The 18,663-nt window shown below is 64.3% G+C and carries 21 protein-coding genes; 19 read left to right on the top strand and 2 right to left on the bottom strand.

The window, feature by feature from the left end; translation table 11 throughout:
• Position 1 precedes the first annotated feature (1 nt).
• From MGN01_RS20295 to MGN01_RS20205, 19 genes are all read left to right on the top strand, one after another.
• A complete protein-coding gene (locus MGN01_RS20295) occupies positions 2 to 1,309 on the top strand; it encodes a phage portal protein (RefSeq protein ID WP_147048651.1) in 1,308 nt (435 codons plus the stop codon).
• Positions 1,306 to 2,220 (top strand): S49 family peptidase, encoded by a 915-nt coding sequence (locus MGN01_RS20290; RefSeq protein WP_147048650.1) that lies wholly within the window; start codon positions 1,306 to 1,308, stop codon positions 2,218 to 2,220. Before MGN01_RS20295 ends, MGN01_RS20290 begins: the two co-directional genes overlap by 4 nt.
• An 88-nt stretch (positions 2,221 to 2,308) precedes the next feature.
• Positions 2,309 to 3,748 (top strand): phage major capsid protein, encoded by a 1,440-nt coding sequence (locus tag MGN01_RS20285; protein ID WP_147048649.1) that lies wholly within the window; start codon positions 2,309 to 2,311, stop codon positions 3,746 to 3,748.
• A 63-nt stretch (positions 3,749 to 3,811) separates the two neighbouring features.
• Positions 3,812 to 4,210, top strand: coding sequence for a hypothetical protein (locus MGN01_RS20280; protein ID WP_147048648.1), 399 nt, complete (start codon positions 3,812 to 3,814; stop codon positions 4,208 to 4,210).
• A gap of 86 nt (positions 4,211 to 4,296) precedes the next feature.
• Entirely contained in the window at positions 4,297 to 4,761 is a 465-nt protein-coding gene (locus MGN01_RS20275; protein WP_147048647.1) for a hypothetical protein, read from the top strand.
• A 36-nt stretch (positions 4,762 to 4,797) separates the two neighbouring features.
• Positions 4,798 to 5,382: a head-tail connector protein gene (locus MGN01_RS20270; RefSeq protein ID WP_147048646.1), complete on the top strand. Its 585-nt coding sequence runs from the start codon at positions 4,798 to 4,800 to the stop codon at positions 5,380 to 5,382.
• Positions 5,382 to 5,738: a phage head completion protein gene (locus MGN01_RS20265; RefSeq protein ID WP_147048645.1), complete on the top strand. Its 357-nt coding sequence runs from the start codon at positions 5,382 to 5,384 to the stop codon at positions 5,736 to 5,738. Before MGN01_RS20270 ends, MGN01_RS20265 begins: the two co-directional genes overlap by 1 nt.
• Entirely contained in the window at positions 5,735 to 6,319 is a 585-nt protein-coding gene (locus tag MGN01_RS20260) for an HK97 gp10 family phage protein (protein WP_147048644.1), read from the top strand. Before MGN01_RS20265 ends, MGN01_RS20260 begins: the two co-directional genes overlap by 4 nt.
• A 3-nt stretch (positions 6,320 to 6,322) precedes the next feature.
• Positions 6,323 to 6,772 carry a DUF3168 domain-containing protein gene (locus MGN01_RS20255; protein WP_170246083.1) on the top strand — a complete coding sequence of 150 codons (450 nt, stop codon included), beginning with the start codon at positions 6,323 to 6,325 and terminating at the stop codon, positions 6,770 to 6,772.
• Between the two features lie 2 nt (positions 6,773 to 6,774).
• Positions 6,775 to 7,215, top strand: coding sequence for a phage tail tube protein (locus MGN01_RS20250; RefSeq protein ID WP_147048642.1), 441 nt, complete (start codon positions 6,775 to 6,777; stop codon positions 7,213 to 7,215).
• Entirely contained in the window at positions 7,212 to 7,646 is a 435-nt protein-coding gene (locus tag MGN01_RS20245) for a gene transfer agent family protein (RefSeq protein ID WP_147048641.1), read from the top strand. The genes MGN01_RS20250 and MGN01_RS20245 overlap by 4 nt, the downstream gene beginning before the upstream one ends.
• 128 nt (positions 7,647 to 7,774) lie before the next feature.
• Positions 7,775 to 9,946 (top strand): hypothetical protein, encoded by a 2,172-nt coding sequence (locus tag MGN01_RS20240; protein WP_147048640.1) that lies wholly within the window; start codon positions 7,775 to 7,777, stop codon positions 9,944 to 9,946.
• A 3-nt stretch (positions 9,947 to 9,949) separates the two neighbouring features.
• Positions 9,950 to 10,516, top strand: a complete 567-nt coding sequence (locus MGN01_RS20235; RefSeq protein ID WP_147048639.1) for a hypothetical protein — start codon at positions 9,950 to 9,952, stop codon at positions 10,514 to 10,516.
• Between the two features lie 59 nt (positions 10,517 to 10,575).
• On the top strand, positions 10,576 to 10,977 hold the full coding sequence (locus MGN01_RS20230) for a DUF6950 family protein (protein WP_147048638.1): 402 nt from the start codon (positions 10,576 to 10,578) through the stop codon (positions 10,975 to 10,977).
• The gene (locus MGN01_RS20225; protein ID WP_147048637.1) at positions 10,977 to 13,076 is read left to right on the top strand and encodes a phage tail protein; all 2,100 of its coding nucleotides are present in this window, start codon (positions 10,977 to 10,979) and stop codon (positions 13,074 to 13,076) included. The genes MGN01_RS20230 and MGN01_RS20225 overlap by 1 nt, the downstream gene beginning before the upstream one ends.
• Positions 13,076 to 13,765 (top strand): hypothetical protein, encoded by a 690-nt coding sequence (locus MGN01_RS20220; RefSeq protein WP_147048636.1) that lies wholly within the window; start codon positions 13,076 to 13,078, stop codon positions 13,763 to 13,765. Before MGN01_RS20225 ends, MGN01_RS20220 begins: the two co-directional genes overlap by 1 nt.
• 95 nt (positions 13,766 to 13,860) lie before the next feature.
• Entirely contained in the window at positions 13,861 to 15,546 is a 1,686-nt protein-coding gene (locus MGN01_RS20215) for a hypothetical protein (protein WP_147048635.1), read from the top strand.
• Between the two features lies 1 nt (position 15,547).
• Positions 15,548 to 16,294 carry a hypothetical protein gene (locus tag MGN01_RS20210; protein ID WP_147048634.1) on the top strand — a complete coding sequence of 249 codons (747 nt, stop codon included), beginning with the start codon at positions 15,548 to 15,550 and terminating at the stop codon, positions 16,292 to 16,294.
• A gap of 44 nt (positions 16,295 to 16,338) precedes the next feature.
• The gene (locus tag MGN01_RS20205; protein WP_147048633.1) at positions 16,339 to 17,157 is read left to right on the top strand and encodes a hypothetical protein; all 819 of its coding nucleotides are present in this window, start codon (positions 16,339 to 16,341) and stop codon (positions 17,155 to 17,157) included.
• A 6-nt stretch (positions 17,158 to 17,163) separates the two neighbouring features.
• Here MGN01_RS20205 and MGN01_RS20200 read toward each other — a convergent pair whose 3' ends face one another.
• Both MGN01_RS20200 and MGN01_RS20195 read right to left on the bottom strand, forming a co-directional pair.
• Positions 17,164 to 17,871 (bottom strand): FkbM family methyltransferase, encoded by a 708-nt coding sequence (locus tag MGN01_RS20200; protein ID WP_147048632.1) that lies wholly within the window; start codon positions 17,869 to 17,871, stop codon positions 17,164 to 17,166.
• Positions 17,872 to 18,047: 176 nt separating this feature from the next.
• Entirely contained in the window at positions 18,048 to 18,239 is a 192-nt protein-coding gene (locus MGN01_RS20195) for a hypothetical protein (protein WP_147048631.1), read from the bottom strand.
• Between the last annotated feature and the right edge of the window lie 424 nt (positions 18,240 to 18,663).

Raw genomic sequence — 18,663 nt, 5'->3', positions numbered from 1 at the left:
CGTGAGCTGGTGGAATAGCCTGAGAGCATCGCTCTTCGGGCAATCGGCATCAGTCGGCGATCCCAATGGGTGGCTGATCCGGGCGGTGAACGGCGGCAGGACGCATGCTGGCACGTCCGTGTCCGAGTTCAACGCGATGAAGTTGCCGGTGGTCTACGCCTGCATCAACCGCATCGCGAATCCGATTGCCCGTTTCCCGTTGCGCATCTTGCGTCCGAAGGACGGCGGCGGTGTCGAAGAGGTACTGGACCATCCTCTGTCGCGGCGGCTGAGCACCCGTCCCAATGACCTGATGTCGTCGCGTACCCTGCGCAAGGCAGTTCAGAGCCATGCTCTGTCATGGGGCAACGGCTACGCTGAGATCGAGCGCAATGGGCGTGGCCAGGCCGTGAACCTCTGGCCGCTCCTGCCGTGGAACACGCAGCCGGTGCGGCAGGAGGATCAGTTCTTCTACCGCACGCGGATCGATGGTCGCTCATTCGAGCTGCCGCACGATGACGTGCTGCACATCATGGACATGAGCCAAGACGGGTATGTCGGGCTGTCACCTGTGTTTCTGGCCCGCGAAGCCCTGGGCATGGCGCTCGCGCTCGAACAGTTCGGCGCGAAGTTCTTTGCCAACGATATGAAGTCAGGCGGCTTCCTGATGCATCCGGGCAAGCTCAGCGCGACTGCACAGGGCAACCTCGGCAAGCCGAAGGAACAGCGCACTGATCCGGGCGCGAACCTGGAACGCCAGGGCGGCCTCGACAATGCGCACCGGGTGAAGGTGCTCGAAGAGGGCATGAAGTTCATCCAGACGACGATTCCACCGGAGGATGCTCAGTTCCTGTCGACCCGCGATTTCCAGATCGCGGAGATCGCCCGCATGTACGACGTGCCGCTGATCCTGCTGCAGAGCCACGAGAAGACGACATCGTGGGGCACAGGCATCGAGCAATTGATGATCGGCTTCGTGCAGCAGACCATCGATCCGTGGGTTGGTGCCTGGGAACAGGAAATGAACTGGAAGCTCTTCACAGAGGAAGAGCGGAAGTTGGGTTACTTCGTTAAGTTCAACATGAACGCGCTTCTACGCGGAGATATGGTCACACGATCCAAGTTCTACCGCGAAATGTTCTCGGTCGGTGCTTACTCGCCGAACATGATCTTGGGGCTGGAAGACGAAGACCCCATCGGGCCGGACGGCGATCATCACTTCGTGCCGACGAACTACGGCACCATTGCTAACGCCGTCGCGAATGTCGGTCGCACGGTGTCGAGCGCAGATCCCAACCGCGAGTCGGGCGACGGAGGCCCAAGGGAATGAGGTATGCTCACATCCTCGCCGCCGTGAACGATGAGCTTTGGGCGATCCGCGAGCCGAAACTCCGCGCGATCCTCGACTTCCTGCAGGCGCAGGCGCGTGGCGAGAAGTACACAGCCGAAGAGATCGAGGCGAAGATTTCGGGCTCTCAGGCGTCGGCGGTTGCCCGCCGCGAGGGCGCTGTGGCGGTCCTGCCGCTGCGCGGCGTCATCGCCAACCGGATGAGCATGATGGGCGACATCTCCGGTGGAACCTCGAATGAAGGCTTCGGTCGCTCGTTCCAGAGCGTGCTGCGCGACGACGCGGTCAAGGCCATCGTTCTGGATGTCGATTCGCCGGGCGGTGCCGTGAGCGGCACCGACGAGCTGGCGTCGATGATCTTCGATGCACGTGGCACGAAGCCGATCATTGCACAGGTCAACGCCACGGCGGCGAGCGCAGCCTACTGGATCGCCTCGGCAGCGGACGAGATCGTGGTGACACCGTCCGGCCAAGTCGGCTCAATCGGCGTCATGGCCGTGCACGACAATATTGCTGGCACACTGGAGAAGGCCGGCATTAAGCGCACGCTGATCGGTGAGCCAGCGCTGAAGACAGACGGCAACCCGTTCGAGGAACTGGGCGAGGAGACTGCCGCCCGTATCCGTGCCCGTGTCGCCAAGAGCTACGACGCCTTCGCCTCGGCGGTCGCTCGCAACCGGGGGGTGGCCGTTTCTGCCGTGAAGAACGGTTTCGGCCAGGGTGACATGGTCGATGCCGCCTCGGCGGTCTCCGATGGCATGGCCGATCGCGTGGGCACGATCGAGCAAACCCTCAACCGCTTCGGGTCTTCGCTCTACGGAGCCCCGCCCAGCCGCCAGCCGGCAGCTGCCCCGCGCCGCGCCATCCGCGCCCGACGACACGCTCTCCTCTGATCCGGCCGCCTTCGGCCGAATGCCCTGCCGGTTCCGGGCCGGTGGGGTCTCCAGTCCTGTCCCGGAGCAACCGCGAAGGAATCGCGCCATGTTCAAGACCCGATACGCGGTCCCGCTCGGGCTCGCTGCAGTTCTCATCGTCTGCGCCGTGAGCGCTGCCGCCCTCTCCCATGGGGGCTTCGCCGATCAAGCGACGCTGCACCACCTATCGCCGTTCCTGGCTCTGCCTGTGGCGGCGGGCGCCGAAACCCTGCGCACGCTGCAGGAGCGGGCGGCCAAGATGGTTCAGGAGATGAGCGCCATCCTCCAGAAGGCCGAGGCCGAAGATCGCGATTTGAACGACGACGAGACGGCTGCCTACGACGCGCTCAGGGTCGATCACGATAAGCTTGCGGCCCGCATCGAACGCATGCGCGATCAGGCCGGCCGCGAAGCTTCGCTGGATCGTGTTGAGCCGGGTGCCGGTCGGAACCAGCGCATTGATCGTGCGCCCGGCAGTGCCTCGACGCAGTTCGAAACCCTCGGTGAGTTCATGCATGCCGTTCGGTTCCGCCCGAACGATCAGCGCCTGGACTGGAATGAGGAAGTTGGCGCGAACCTCACGACCGAGCAGCGCGCCGAGCTGCGCATGGATGACGGCCCCTCAGGTGGCTTCGCCATCCCGCCGCAGTTCCGTGATCAGCTGCTGAAGCTGTCGCCGCAGCAGGCCATCGTTCGCCCGCGAGCGCAGGTTATCCCGGCCGGCAACCCGCCTGATGCCGCAATCACCATGCCGGCGCTCGACCAGACTGGTGCCGCTCCGGGCAACTTCTTCGGTGGTGTCCAGGTCAGCTGGATCGGTGAAGGTGGCACCAAGCCCCAGACCGACTTGAAGCTGCGGGAAGTCACGCTGACCCCGCACGAAGTGGCCGGCGTCATGGTGGTGACCGACAAGCTGCTTCGGAATTGGCAGGCTTCGTCTCCCATGATCGAGCAGCAGCTGCGCGGCGCCATCGCGCAGGCGGAGGACTTTGCCTTCCTTCGTGGCGACGGCATCGCCAAGCCGCTCGGCTACCTGAAGGCGGGCGCGACCTACAAGGTGCCGCGCGCCACGGCCAACACGGTCACCTACGAAGACATCGTGAACATGGTCGTGCGCATGTACGGCCAGGGTGTCTTCCTCTACTCGCGCTCAATGCTCGGTCAGCTGCTGAAGCTGAAGGATGAGCAGGGCCGTCCCCTCTGGCTTCCCTCCGTTCGCGAAGGCGAGCCCAACACCCTTATGGGCCGACCCGCGATCGAGAACGATCGGGCGCCGCAGCTCGGTAGCCTCGGTGATCTCTCGGCGGCGGACTTCAGCCAGTACCTCATCAAAGATGGCTCCGGTCCGTTCGTCGCGGCCTCCGAGCACGTCCTGTTCCAGCAGAACAAGACCATGGTGAAGGTCTTCTGGAACGTCGACGGCGCGCCGTGGCTCACGGCTCCGTTCCAGGTCGAGAACGGCGACGTGGTTTCGCCCTTCGTCGCGCTGGACGTTCCGGCCGCTTGATCCGCCACGGGGCGGATCGCGCCCCGTGCCTCTTCCGTCTTCAACTCACGAAAGGGCACCATCATGGTCGCCAAGATCAGTCAGCTTCAGCGTGCACGGGTTAGCATCGTGCCGCAGGACATCTCGACCGCTCGCACCGGCAACTTCATCGACGTGTCTGGGGCGCAGCGCATCTCCGCGATCTTCAACGTAGCCAGTGTTACGGCCACGAAGAAGGTCACCACCAAGTTGCTGCAGGCGAAGGATGCGGCCGGCACCGGAGCTAAGGATCTGACCACGGCCACGGATACCGTCGCACCGACAGGCGGCGCTCCGCTCGCCCCATCGATCGATGCGCAGATCAGCGATCTCGACACGGCCAACGGCTACAGCTTCGTCGCGGCCTATGCCGTCTCCGACAATGGATCTGCCGTCTACGGCGGCGCGACGATCCTGCTCAGCGGCAACCGCTACAACCCGTAGCGCCCCCGCCCCGCACCCGCACCCGCACCCGCAATTGCCGCGCCTCGGAGCCGGCCAGGAGATCCGTCATGCCGAAAAAGAACCCTATGGTCGAGCGCACGGCGAAGCACGCTTTCACGCTCGACGAGCGGCCTGTCGCAAAGGGCCAGATCGTCACGCTCAACCCGCTGCAGCTCGACCGACTCGTGAAGGCCGGTTGTGTGGCCGAAACGGACGAAGAGAACGAACTCGTCGAGCAAGCGGAGTTGCCAGCCCTGCGTTTCGAGGACGAGAACGAGAAGATCCAAGGCCAGCTTGCCGATGTGCGTCGGCAGGCCGGGGAAGAGCTGGATAAGCTCCGTAAAGGTGTCAACGACGCCCGCTTGGCGGCCGAGGAAGAGATCCGTTCGCATCAGGATCGGGTCGCAACCGCGAAGAGCGAGGCCGACGCCGCCGTAAAGACACACGAAGCCCGTGTCGCGGAGGCGAAAGAGGCTGCCGACAGGGCCGTCAAAGAGCACGAGGATCGTGCTGCTAAGGCCAAGGAAGCCGCCGACAAGGCTGGCAAGTAAGCGAAGCCATCCCCTGGCCGTCAACGCGGTGAACCGATGAGCGTCGTCGTCATCACGCCGCCCGCTGCGCTGCTCACGCCTGCCGAGGCGGCGACCCACCTGCGCATCGATACCGGCGAGGAATCCGAGTACCTCGTTGGTCTCATTGCGGCAGCGCAGGGGACGATCGATGGCCCGCCCGGCTGGCTCGGCATCTCGATTGGCCTGCAGACGCTGGAGCTGCGCGCTCCATCCTTCGAAGGCTTCACCAACGGCGGGATCATCCTGCCGTTCGGCCCGATCGTCGACATCGTGTCCGTCTCGTATGTAGCCGTTAGCGGTGTGCTGACCGTGCTTGATCCGGCCGCCTACCGGCTGGACGTTGATGGCGGTCTTGAGCGGGCCGACGGCGCGATGTGGCCACCACTGCAGTTGCGCCACAACGCGGTCCGCGTGCGCTACCGCGCCGGCTACGCCCCGACGACCGACAATCCGCCCAAGTCCACCGTTCCAGCGGCGATCCTGCACGCGATGAAGGTCATGGTCGGCCTGCTCTATGAAAACCGGGCCGGGGCGGCGGATCTGCAGACGAACGCCACCGTGTCCAGCTTGCTTTCGCCGTTCCGCGTATGGGGCCGCTGATGGACCCCGGTCGCCTCGATCGCCGCGCAATCTTCCTGCGTAGACCGCAGATCGACGAGACCACGTTCGGAGACTACGAGCCGGTCTTCACGGTCTGGGCGAACTTCAAGCAAACATCCCTGCGCGAAGCCAATCAGGGCGGCGCGGCGCAGAACATTGAGTCCGGCACGCTCGCGGTGCGCACGTCCAGCCAGACGAAGACGATCACGAACGGCGATCGTGTCGTGCTCGACGGCCAGCTCGTCGAAGGCGCGGTTGTCGATGGTCGAACCTTTAACATCGGGGGTGTCGGCATGCCGGACCGGCTGTCGGGCAAGATTATCCTGCAGATCGCCACCGATCTCGGAGGGCAATGATGGTCGACGTCGTCGGCTTCGCGGCCGGGGCCTTCCAGGGCAACGCGGCGCTCAACCTCGCGCCAGTCGCGCAGGCGTTCTCCCGCCAGCCGGGCGTCCTGTCAGGCATCAAGCTGATCGATACTGCGGTCGCCGCCGTCGGCATCGAGCGCATCACGGCGCAAGTCGTGAAATACGGCGTCAAGCTCGCCCTGCGCGCCGACCATTCGACCGAGACGGCGGCGGCCGAGATGGTCGAGCTGATGCGCTCCCGCGTGCCGGTCGACAGCGGCAACCTGCTGAATGGCATCGCCTGGCATAAGAGCGGCCACGCGGTCACGGTCGAGGCCATCGCGGTCAACGTCGATTACGACTACGCGCTCGCGGTCGAGGCTGGCCACCACGCTGGCAACACGCACGCCGACGCGTCGCTGTTCGAGGACACGACGGGCCGGGGCTACTCGCGGCCGAGTCGCGCCACGGGCGGCAGCGACGTGCCGGCGCATCCGTTCTTCTACGGCTCGGCGCGGGAGACGCTGGCCGCCTGGCGCGACAATCTCTCGGCCGACGCCACGGCGGCCTATCAGGAATCGGCGTCGTAGATCGTGGCCGAACTTCCTCTGACACCCGAAACGGCATTGCTCGACGCCGTCAAAACGCTGCTGCAGGCCGATGCCGGCTTCTCTGCGCTGGCCGGCAAGAAGATCTACGACGAGATCCCGGCGGCGAAGAGCGCGGGCGATAATCCGCCCTACGCGTATTTCGGGCCGATGCGCCGCTCACGGGTCGAAAGCGGCTGCGGCGAGTTCTGGACCGTCCAGGCTCGCATCTATGCCGTGTCGACGAGCTTCGGCCGTCGTCAGGGCTGGGCTCTGATCGACGCCATCGCCACAGCGCTGAACCTCCAGGAAGTCGTGCTGGCTGCCCCTTTCGTCCAGCAGCAGCCCTTCATCGTCACCCAAGGCGGGGACGTCGTCGATCCGCTCGCGGCTCGGCAAGTCTTCGTCGACGTCACCACCACCATCGGCCGGTCGGACCCGGCACAGGAGGATTGATCATGGCCGAGCCGCAGCTCCTTCCCGGTAACCGCTTCCGGGCCTACCGCGCAACCGGGCAGACCCCGGAGTTCGTCTGTCTCGCAACGTCAATCACGTTGACGATCACGAACGCCTACGAAGACGCCACGGTCGCGGACTGCGACAATCCCCTGGAGACGCCGTGGCGCAAGAGCGTAAAATCGTCCAGTTCGTGGGGCGGTCGATTTTCCGGATCGATCGCGGCCGATCACCTCGACGACTTCCGGGCTGACGTCTCGAGCGAAGACGCAGTTCCATACCAGTTCCAGGTCGATCGCAACGCGGCCGGTGGCGGCGGTAAATGGGCCGGCAACGTATTCTACGAGAATTTCGAGATCACGAAGAACAACAATGGCATCGTGAGTTTCACGGCGCAGTTGCGCGGCGACGGTCCGCTCGTATGGACCGACGCTTCCGCATGAGTGAGACGGATACCTCCCGTACCGTTGTGTATGCCGAGTACGGCGGCCGGCGCCGGCGGTTTTGCCTTCCGCTTGATGAGATCTCCGAGCTGGAGCGGGTCTGCGGCGTCGGCATCGGTGCCATCGCTGTGCGGCTGTCGACCAATCAGTTCAGCGTCAACGATGTTCTAGAGCCGATCCGGCTTGGCCTGGAAGGCGGGGGCTGCTCTGCGCTCGAAGCCGAGGCGATCACCCTGCGCTATCGCCCGCCGCTCTATCCGATCGCCGAGTTCACGGAGCTGGCGGCCCGCATCATCGGCGCGGCGCTCTATGGAGTGCCACGGGGAAAAGACGAGAGCGAGGGGAGCGACAGCCCCGACCCGGCGACCTCTCGCTCTACTACGAAGCCGGCGGGGCGCTCGGATGGACGCCCCAGCAAGTCGGAAGGATGACGATTGCGGCGTTCCACGCTGCCGTAACGGGTTTTCTCCGGGCTCATGCCGCGAAGGCTGATGAGGTCAGTGAAGACGAGTTTCTGAGTGTGTTGGCGGAAGAGATCGAGGCAGGGAGGGCATAGTACATGGCTGAGCCACTGACCCTCAGCTTCCAGGCCGACACGTCCCGCGCCCAATCGGCAATGGCGTCGCTGGCGGCTTCCATTATCGGAAACATGGCGTCAATCGGTGTCGCCATGTCTGGCGGTGCTGCGAACACGAACAACTTTGGTGGCACCCTGTCCGGGTTACAGGCCAATGCACAGCGCGCAGCGGCCGCGATTGGCTCCGACGTCAAGAACATCGCTTCGGCTACGGCGCAGGCTGCCTCGTCAGACAAGGCCACGCTTGAGAGCATCGTTCGTGCTTTCACGGCCTCGACTGTCGCTTCGACGACGGCTCAGCAGACGCTGCGCTCTAGCCTGACTGCAACCACCTCAACAGTCTCGGGCATCATCGGACAGTTGCCGTCCCTTAAATCGCTGCTCGCGGCCTTCATCGCCTTCGAGGCAGTGAAGCTGGTATTCGAGAGCGTGTCGGCTTCGATCGAGGCCGCCCGCAAGCATATCGAAGAGTTTGTGCAGATCGGGCGCGACGCGCAGAAGGTCGGAGTCGGCTCTGACTTCTTTCAACGCGCCACTCTGAGCGCCGAAAAGTACGGCCTCACCGTTGAGCAGGTGACGCAGGCTCTGGCTGCCGCCCGTGCCGCCAGTGACGTGCGCATTGGTGAGGGTAAGGACGCCTCGAACACGTCAGCCTTCTCCAGCCGTCTCGAACAGAACGTTCGGGCTGGCAACCTATCCGCCGCTGACCGGCGGGCTTTTGATGGCGCCTCGGATCAGGAAGCGAAGATCCGTGTCGTACTCGGTCTGATCGACAAGCTGCGAGCGGAGAGCCGCGATCTGGCTGCTTTCGATCTCGCCGGCAAGTTCTTTGGCCCTGACTTCGAGCGCCAGCTGCGTAACGGCGTCGATCTAACGACGAAGCTTCGTGAGACGCTGGACTCATCCTCAACCACGGTTCTCGGTGTTCGCATCGTTGATCCGGCTGAGATCGAGCGGGCCAATCAGCTCGACGCCAAGGCCAAGGAGATCGCCGAAACCTTCGCTTCGGCGCTCGCGCCAATCACGAAGGATATCAGCACGGCCACGCTCGATACCTACGAAGCTTTCTTGAAGGTCGAGGAGGTAGTCGCCCGCGTCCTGAAAATCGCAAGTGATCTCTACGTGCAGGCACGTGATGCCGTCCGCGAGATCCGCAACTATATCGCGACGATCCCCTATATTGGCGTGCTGCTGGAAGGCAGCTCGCTCGACATCGCTAAAGCCATTGGCCGTGGCGTTGGCGTTCTCGATCCCGAGGTACAGGGGCCTCAAGCTCCGCTCAGCGTGAAGGTGCGGCCTAAGGGGCCAGATCAATCCGCCACGCTGCCCTCGCTTCATAGCAAGGGGGGCACAAGCCCGACGGAAAGCCTCGACGCCGTCGAGACGCTGATTAATCAGCTTGAGAAGGCACGCGATACGGCTAAGGCCGAACTCGATAACGTCGCCAAGACGAACGTCGAGCGTGAGACAGCTGTAGCGCTGGCAAAGGCCGAGGCGGCTGCGCGGCAGGATTTCAAGACTGGCAAGCGCGATACCGAAGGGCTGACGCAGGATGAGATTGACCGCACCAAGGCGGCGGCCGTCGCGATGCAGAGCTATAAGGATGCGACGCTTGATGCACAGCAGGCCTTGCGCCAAGCGGCCGATACGTCCCGATTTTTCGGCCAAACCGCAACCGATGCGCTTGGACAGCTTCTCATTGATGGTCGCAGCGCGAGCGATGTGCTTGACGGTCTGATCAAGCAACTTGCCCGTGCCGCGCTCCAGGCTGCCTTTCTCGGTACGGGACCGCTGGCCGGTCTATTCGGTACGGCACCTGCGGCCAGCGCTGGCTCTAATGCGATCGGCGGCTTGCTCGGGGGCGTCACGAAGCTGTTTGCCGCCAACGGTGCGGATGTCGCGGCCGGCGTGCCGGTCACGGTCGGCGAGATGGGCCGCGAGGTCTTCATCCCGAAGGCCGATGGCAAGGTCTATCCAATCGGAGCCGGTTCAGTTGGAGGCGGCGGCATCGACAACAGCCGCGTGATCCGCATCGACGCTCGCGGCGCGCAGGCCGGCGTTGCGGACCAAATCGTAGCGGCGATCTCGGCCTACGACCGGCAGGCGCAGGCCGCGCTCCCCGGCCGCATCGCTAGCGTGCAGAAACGCGGCTGATCCATGGCCTTCCTCTCCAACACCCAGCGCGCCGCCGCACAGGGCGCGACGGTCATCGCCGCCCTGCTGGTGAGCTTCGACTTCACAGATGCGCCAGCCTTCTACTGGACCGGCGATGGCCCGCTGAAGACGGCAGACGGTCAGATCTGGGACGGCACGAGCGGGCTCGGACAGGTTGACGGGCTCAGCGCCCCGGTCGGCACGTCGGCCCCGCAGGCGACCTTCACGCTGTCGGGCGTCAGCGCGCGGGTCGCCGCCCTGGCCCGCCAGCAATCGGCCCTGGTGAAGGGGCGCGAGGTCCGCGTCTCCGTCCAGTTCTGCGCTGAGGATCTGGCGCTGCTCGATGCCCCGGTCGAGGTCTACTCGGGCAGCCTCGACGTGATGACCTATCAGGCGCTCGGCAGCGGCATCTTCTCCGTTCAGACGACCGCCGAAAGTCCCTGGACCGGCCGCAACAAGCCGCCCTTCGGCTTCCTTACCGACGCAGACCAGCAGGCGCGCTACCCGGGTGACCGTGGTCTAGAGCTCGTCGCCGGTCTCGTCGCCAAGACGATCCTGTGGCCGAGCTGATGACGTCCTTCGTGACGCGAGAGCAATACGCTCGGATATGCGCCAGCGGTGACCGCATAATGCACGGGCTCGGGCGTCGGGCTCGGCTCCGCGCTTTCGTTTCGCGCGGTGCCGGTCTGCCGTTCATCTGGGGCGAGCGCGATTGCTGCCTCTGGGTCTGCGAGTGGATCGCGGCCGAGCGCGGCGTCGACCCGGCCGCCAGCCTTCGAGGAACCTACGACACGATGCTGAGCTGCAATCGCATCCTGGCCCGTGAAGGCGGACTGCCGGCACTCGCAAGTCGGCTCGCCGTCGCCGCCGGTCTGACCGAGACCGCCACGCCGCGAGCGGGCGATGTTGGTGTGATCGAGACGCCCATCGGCCCGTTTCTGATGGTCTGCCTTGGCGACACTTGGGCGACGAAGGCGAAGGACGGCATGGCCTTCGCGCCGACCGTTCCCGTGAAGGCCTGGACTGTCTGATGGCCGAGGTGATCGGCTTCGCCATCCTGGAGGCAGTCACAGGCGTGGGTGCCGGCCTCGGCGGCGTCGGCGCGACCACTGCCAGCGTCATCGGCTCGGCGGCTATCCTGACGGTCTCGGTCGGCGGCCAATTGCTGCTGAACGAGTTGCTTCAGCCCCAGCAGCGCAACCAGAGCCAGCAAAGCGTCCTCAACCAGGCCATGGGGCCGCGCACGCTGGGCTATGGCCGGTTCATGGCCGGCGGCACGCGCGCCTTCTTCGATGCCCGCAACGGCTCGCTCTATCAGGCCATCGTAATCTGCGCCCGGCGGATCGACGGCATCGAGAAATACCTGATCGGCGACAAGTACGTGGAAACGACGCTCGGCGAGAACGGAGGGCTCACGCTCACGGCTCCCTACGACCGATCCATCGCGTTCGAACCTCATCTCGGCACCGACGATCAGGCGGCCTCGCCGATGCTGCTCGGCGCGTATTCCGACATCTGGACGGCGGCGCATCAGCTCAAAGGCATCGCCTACTGCGTGGTGCTGTTCGCCCCGGTGAAGCCGAAGTTTCAGCAGTCGGTCTACCCGCAGAGCTACGCGACGCCGATCCGCTTCCTCGTTCGCGGCGCGCGGATCTGGGATCTGGGTGCGAGCAGCCAGAACCCGGATGACGAGGCGACATGGTCGTTCTCAGAGAACCCGGCCCGTTGCATCGCGGACTACCTGCGCCACCGCGACGGCATGCGCTTTCCGCGCTCGCGACTCGATCTCGCCAGCTTCCAAGACATGCGCGATGTCTGCGATGAGACTGTCGCGCGCAAGGACAGCACAACGGAGCCCCGCTACCGTCTTGGTGGCACGTACCAGCTCACCGAGGCCCCCAAAGACGTGCTCGCCCGCATGTGCGCGACCTGCGACGGCCAGCTCGTGAAGGGGCCTACCGGGCTCATCGGCATTCGCGGCGGGCGCTTCACTTCGCCGACCGTGAACATCTCGACGAAGAATATCCGCACGGCGAGCCTGACGCAGGGCAACGACCGCCTCGACGCCTACAACAACCTGAAGGTCTCCTACACCGAGCCGGGAGCCTACTATCAGCCGACCGAACTGACCGCGCGGCAGGACACGGCCTCGATCAACAAGGTCGGGCAAATCGACTCCAGCCTGGACCTGATCATGGTGCCGAGTTGGACGCAGGCGGCCCGGCTCGCGAAGATCCGTTTCGCCAAGGACAACCCAGCCTGGAAGGGCACGATCAGCACGGATCTCGCTGCGCTCGATGCGCTCGGCGAGGATACGATCCACCTCGCCTACGATCCCCTCGGCGAGGATGATCCGATGCTGGACGAGAACGTGAGCCTTAATGGCTTCACGCTGCATGCGGACCTGTCCGGGTGTGATCTCAGCTTTGCGTCGATCAGCTCGGAAGCTTACGCCTGGGACGCGGCTACCGAGGAACCGCCGCGCCCGGCGCTGCCGACACAGCCGGCGGCGGTAAACGTTATCGCCGCGCCTGAGAACGTCACCATCACGCCGAGTCGGCGCACGGTAGCGGGCGAGACCACACAGGTTTGGGGCGTCCTGACCTGGGACGCCGTCGCGCGCACGGACGTGCTGCCCGAACCCGAGTATCGCGTCACCGGCTCAGGTGATGACGCTTGGCAGCCGATGACCACTCGCATTGACGGCCTGAGCGCAGAGATAGGGCCACTGGTCGACGGCGAGACTTACGACTTCCGCGTTGGCTGGAACGCTGGCGGCACGGATGGCGCGAAGTCAAATATCGTCACACTGGCCGCCATCGCCGACGCGACAGCGCCAGGCCCCGTGACCGGCTTCGTCGCGAACAACGGGACTGGTCAATACGCCTACGCCTTCATCGCCCCGAACAGCGCCAATTTCGGCTCGGCACAGGTGCTCGTCGGCACGACGACGAACATCGGCGACGCGACGCTGAAGCGAACGCTCTACGGCGGCGCCTCGCAGGCCTTCGACAAGACCGAGCCCGGCATCGCGCCTGGCACTTATCGGATCTGGGTCAAGGCGCTGAACAAGTCCGGCTACGGCGACAGCTCCTCGACGGTCGGCCCCATGACGGTGACGGTGACCTGATGGCGGATCGGTTCTGGCCTCCCGCGCTCCGCTACAGCGAGGCGCTTTTCCAGCTCGTCAACACGTCCCGGTCTGGCGGTCAGTCAATGACGGGTCAAGAACAGGTTGTGGTGTCGCCGGCCGCGCGCTGGAAGGCGAGCCTTACAGTGCCGATCGCGGACCGCCGCTCGGGCGATCATCAGGACCAGGTGCTGGCGCTGCGCTCGCTGGTTCGCGGCGGCCGAGCCACCACCATCGTAGTGCCGATCCGCGACGGTCGCGGGCCAGCGCACCGCGCCGGGTTGGTTCCGTGCAAGGGCCGGGTGCTTCACAGCGACGGATCACCCTTCAGCGACGGGTCTGGCTACGCGCAAGGCTATTCCGGCGCTGCCTTGAGCGGTGCGGCAGCCCTGAACGCCGTGCAAATCGTCGTCACGCTCGCGACCGGCCTGCAGCCGTTGCCGGGCATGCGGTTCTCGATGCCGGATGGGCGGCTGCACGAAGTCGGCAATGTGATTGCCTTCGACGGTGCATCGCGGTGGACCATCGGCATCACTCCTTGGCTGCGTGCTGCCTATGACGACGGGACCGAGCTGGATTTCGAGACCGCTGTCTGCCGGATGCGCCTCGCCTCCGACGACGCGGCCGCATTGAGCCTAACCCTCAATCGCTTCGGCTCGGCCGCGTTCGAGCTGGTCGAAGCTCTCTAACCCTCCCTGCAGCGCGACCGCCGTGGGTGCCATTCGGCGTGGCCCTGGCGCTCGCCCGCTTCACGCTTTCACCCCTTATAAGACGGACCTGACGCATGGCTTTTACCAAGCGCGCGGCTGAGATCTGGCGCGACTTCACCGACGCGCTCAACCCGCTGACCGGTGTCTGGCAGCCCGCCAAGGCCGAGATCCGGGCCTGGGGCCTGGAGATCGAGAACCAGCTCGGCCAGCTTCTCGGTGACAGTGGCGATAGCCTCTTCACCCGCGTCACGACGCTGGAGGGCTGGCGCCAGCCGCTCGCCGGTCGTGCCTTCGTTCATGCGGACACCGACCCAAAGGGTGGTGCGAGCGCATCCCTGCCGCGTGGCCACACGGCGCTCTCGGGCGCACGCCTGCCCGGTCGAGTTACGAGCGTGCTCTCCGATCCCGACGGGTTCGCGCACCAAGCCTTCGCGCGCGGCGAGTTCCCGGTGAGCGGCCGACGCTTCCCCGGAAGCCGCTACGCCTATGTTCGCACCGATCCTGAGGGTTTTGCCTCGCGGGTCCAGCGGGCGGACGATGGCGGATTTGACGACTTTCGCAGGCCGCCCTTTGGCACGAAGCTCGTTCACATCCTGAACTATGGACAAAGCCTGTCTCTCGGCTGGTACAGCTCACCGATCCTCACAACGGCCGCGCTGGCGAACTGCTACAGCTTCAGCGGCGGCAACCGCGCGGACGATGCCGGCGGAACCTACGCCGCCAATCGCGCCAGCCTCATCCCGTTCAAGGAGTCAGCCGGACCGAGCCCGAACTACGAGACGCCCATGGGGGGTGCCTTGCAGTGCGTCATGCAGTTGGCGGCAGCTTACGGGGCGACTTTCGGCGATCGTGGGCAGTTTCTGCTCGGCTCGTCGGCCGGTGCCGCGAACCAGACCGTCGCGCAACTCTCGCCCGGCGTCGTCAACTATGAGCGGGCTCGCAACGATATCTTCTATGGGGTCGCGCGCGCTGCGGAGAACGGCTGGTCCTACTCGCTGCCGGCGATCATCTGGGAGCAGGGCGAGGCTGACATCGACGCCGGCACCTCACCGAAGATCTACGTAACGCAGCGGGAGGCCCTACGCGCTTACACCGAGAACTACTACTGGAGCGTCGCCGGGCGATCGAACCCGGTGCACATGGTCTCCTACCAAGTCAGCACCCACAACTTCTACGGCAAGGCGCCGGACATCGCCCTGGCGCAGCTCGATCAGGCCATGCGGCATCCGCTGCATATCCTCACGACGCCGACCTACTTCCTGCCCTACAGCGACACCGTCCACCTGACGAACGTCGGCTCGAAGACGCTTGGCGCATACCAGGGCAAGGCACTTGCGGCGCTGGATCGCGGCGAGAAGTTCTTGCCCCTCTATCCGACGAGCGTGCGCCGGCTCGGCCGCGTCGTGTTCGTGAAGTTTCACGTGCCGGTCCCGCCGCTCGTCTTCGACATCACGACGATCACCGATCCGAACGGGGCCAAGGGCTTCGAGCTGTGGGAGCTCGACACCAGCATCCCGATCTCTAGCGTGTCGATCGTCGGCGGTGACACCGTCGTGATCAAGGCCGGTGCCGATCTCTCCGACATCGTCGAGGTTCGCTACGCGGACGCCGCACCGGCCGGCTACGTGCCCGGCACAACGAGCCCGAACGCAGGCTCGCGCGGCAATCTGCACGACAGCGATCCCTTCGTCTTCGATCCCAGCGGCGTGAACGCTCGGCTGTGGAACTGGTGCGTCATCTTCCGAAAGGGGCTCGACTGAGATGGGCTATCGCGAAATCGACTACAGCGCGGACAACGCGGCGGCGGGCCAGGGCTGGTTCGGCATCGACCGGTTCATGGACATCGACAAGCTCGAGTTCCTGCACCTGTTCGGCTCGAACTACCCGGACAACCGCGAGCGTGACCTCTGGGACTACTCGCTGAACGGCCGACGCGCCCGCAACAAGGGTATGTCGGTGTTCCCGCAATACGCGGCCGGCGGCGTTTACCAGCTCGGGCTCTCGGCCGCCGACCTTGGCCCCGCCTTCACCATCGCGGCGCTGATCAACCGCACTGGCTCGGGCGCCATGGCGGCAATCTCGAACTTCGATGCTGGGGGCTACGGCGTGACCCTTGGCGCGAATGGCGGCTTCTACAATGCGTACATCAGCGGCGCCGGAACGAGCATCGCGGCCAATCCTGGCATCGCTCAGGACAGCTACACCGGCACGGGCTTCGAGCTGCTGGTACTGGTGATGAAGGGCGACGGCACGGGCAAGATCTTCGTGATCCGGCCGCCGTCCTCGCCGTCGGGGAGCGCCGCGTTCACTGGCCTGACCGCAGGCCGGATCTACAATCCGCGTCGTCTGCTGGTTGGTGCAACCTACTACGACCCGGGCTTTGGCCCAGGCGATCAGACCGCCTGCGTCTTCGGCTACTCGAAGGCCATGACCGACGCCGACGTGTTCAATGTGCTGCCGGGCAAGGTGCGCGCGCTTCTCGGCGAGTACGGCGGCCCCGTCATCTAGACGGCCTCCGATCGTTCAAGCTGTCATTAGTTGAGGCGCGCTCGATGAACATGATCACCGACGAAATCGCCCTCGCGCTGGCCCGGCTCGGCATCGGAGCCGGTAGCGCGCTCTCCTTCCGCAACCGCCTCCGCAACGGCGCCTTCACGGTCAATCAGCGCGCGGTGTCCGGCACCGTGACGCTCGCGGCCGGGGTCTATGGCCATGACGGCTTCAAGGCTGGCTCGGGCGGTTGCACGTACACCTTCGCCAAGACCAACGGCGTCACCTTCATCACGATCACGGCGGGCACGCTGCTGCAGATCGTGCCCGGCACGCACTACCTGCCTGAGGGCGGCGCCTACACGGCCTCCTGGCTCGGCACAGCGCAGGCACGTATCAACGGCGGAGCCTACACCGCCTCGCCGCAGACCGTCCTGAACATCGTGCCGGAAGCGAACACCACCATCGAGTGGGGCACCGGCACGCTGGCGCGTCCGCAGTTCGAGCCGGGCACCGCGCCCTCGCTGTTCGAGGTGCGCGATGACGAACTCTGGCGCTGCCAGCGCTGGTTCTCGAAGAGCTACCCGCATGGCGTCGCGCCTGGCGCCGTCTCATCTGCCGGCACAGCGGCCCGCTTTGCTCTCAACTCGTATGGCTTCTACGACGGCCTGATCCGTTTTCCGCGCTCAATGGCTTCGACGCCTCAAATCACCGCCTACAACCATTCGACGGGCGCGGCGGCCACATGGCACTTCAGCAGCGGCGACAAAGCCGTTGCGGTGCAGAGTGTCAGCACGGAGGGATGGGAGCCAACCGGCAATAACACCTGGCCGCCGGGCGACTACACTTATCCTAACTGGACGGCGAGCTGCGAGCCGTAAGCGCCGTCAGCACTCGGCGTCGTACGAAGGCACCAGCCCTCTGTGAAACGCGACGTTGGCACCAGAACTGATCTGCGCGTCGAAGCAAAATCCTTCATTGATCAGATACTTGAACATACGATTGGCCCCTTCGCGCGAAGGCCAATAATGAAGCTCCATAAAGATCTTTTCGATTTTGCTCAGATCGGCACAAAGAAGAAGATCGGCCTCGGCGCCTTCAATATCCATCATGAGGCAGTTGGCGTGAAATTTATCGATTTCATCCTCTAGGCAGAAAACCGGAACTTTCGTGGATCGGATCGTGTTCCCGCTTGGAGTAAGGGCAGAGATCCAGAAATCTTTGTTGATGTAGAAATCAACAGGCTCTCCCTCGCCGCCATGCGCCCGGTTGCGCAATATTGCGGTGTGATAGCTAAGACTCATGTTGTTTATTTCAAAGTTGTGTAAGGCATCGGGCATGAGTTCCGGATTTGCTTCAAATCCAATGTAATTGTCTTGACCGACAATGGACGCCAAGACCATGCTGACCGCGCCAATTGATGACCCAATCTCCAGTATGCGGTCACCGGGTTTGAAGATGCGCGATGAACAAGTTCGTTCGCCAATCTCGTATGTGCCAGATTTAAGAGCATTGATCATCGTCGGCGAATAACGCTGATGGTCAACCATCACGCGAAAGTCGCCAAGTTGGGCATACTCAATGTGATCAGGCACTTCCAACCCCTTGATGTGGATTCATCTTAGTAGCATCGAGGGCCTATCGAGCCCATCGAACCCGGATAAGAATCGTTGTTAGTTTTTTGAAGTTCTACCTAGGGTTCTGATGCGCGTGCAAGCCCTCTGTGTGGTTAGCAAAGCATCCAGTTAGACTTTGAGACATGCAATGCTTGTCATGTCACAATTGTGAATTCACCGCTTCGAAGACTAAGTATTGTGAGGCGGTTCGGAAGTTTGACATCGACACGAGTGGGATGGCCGTCGATTTCAATCACTCGCGTTACAATACCCGCAGCATTTTGATTGACGCCAACGCAGGCCGCCATCTTCGGTCGAACAAACACGACGCGGTCACCAACCTTCATCGCCCCTCCTTCCGCCTGAAAATTTGAGCGGCACGCTTCTCAGCTGACTGTCAGATTTATCAGGCAATAGCGGATCACGCAGCCGGTGCATGACGATCCAGTTCCCGGTGCAGACGGCGAGCCTGGAGCGGATCGAGAACTGAGGCGAGCCGGGCAATCTGAGGGGCGTCGGACCGCCCGACCCGCCGTCGCCCATGCCGACCAGGTGGCTGGGCAACAAGAACACCGTCTACTTTCGCACTTTCCGATTCGTAAACCCCCAGCCGGCCGGGTGAGGCCGCGCGCTCTTTGACACCGTGAGGACACCATGACCGCTTCTGCGGCGAGCGCTCCCGCTCGCGTGCCGATCAACCGCGCCCTGTTCTTCGACCGCATCCGCGCATGCGGCGTGTTCGGTCCGACGCTGTCGCAGACCGAAGTCGAC

Source organism: Methylobacterium gnaphalii, assembly GCF_007992215.1.
GTDB classification, from domain to species: domain Bacteria; phylum Pseudomonadota; class Alphaproteobacteria; order Rhizobiales; family Beijerinckiaceae; genus Methylobacterium; species Methylobacterium gnaphalii.
The sequence above is the reverse complement of the archived record's forward strand: the minus strand, read 5'-3'. Positions and strand labels throughout refer to the sequence as shown.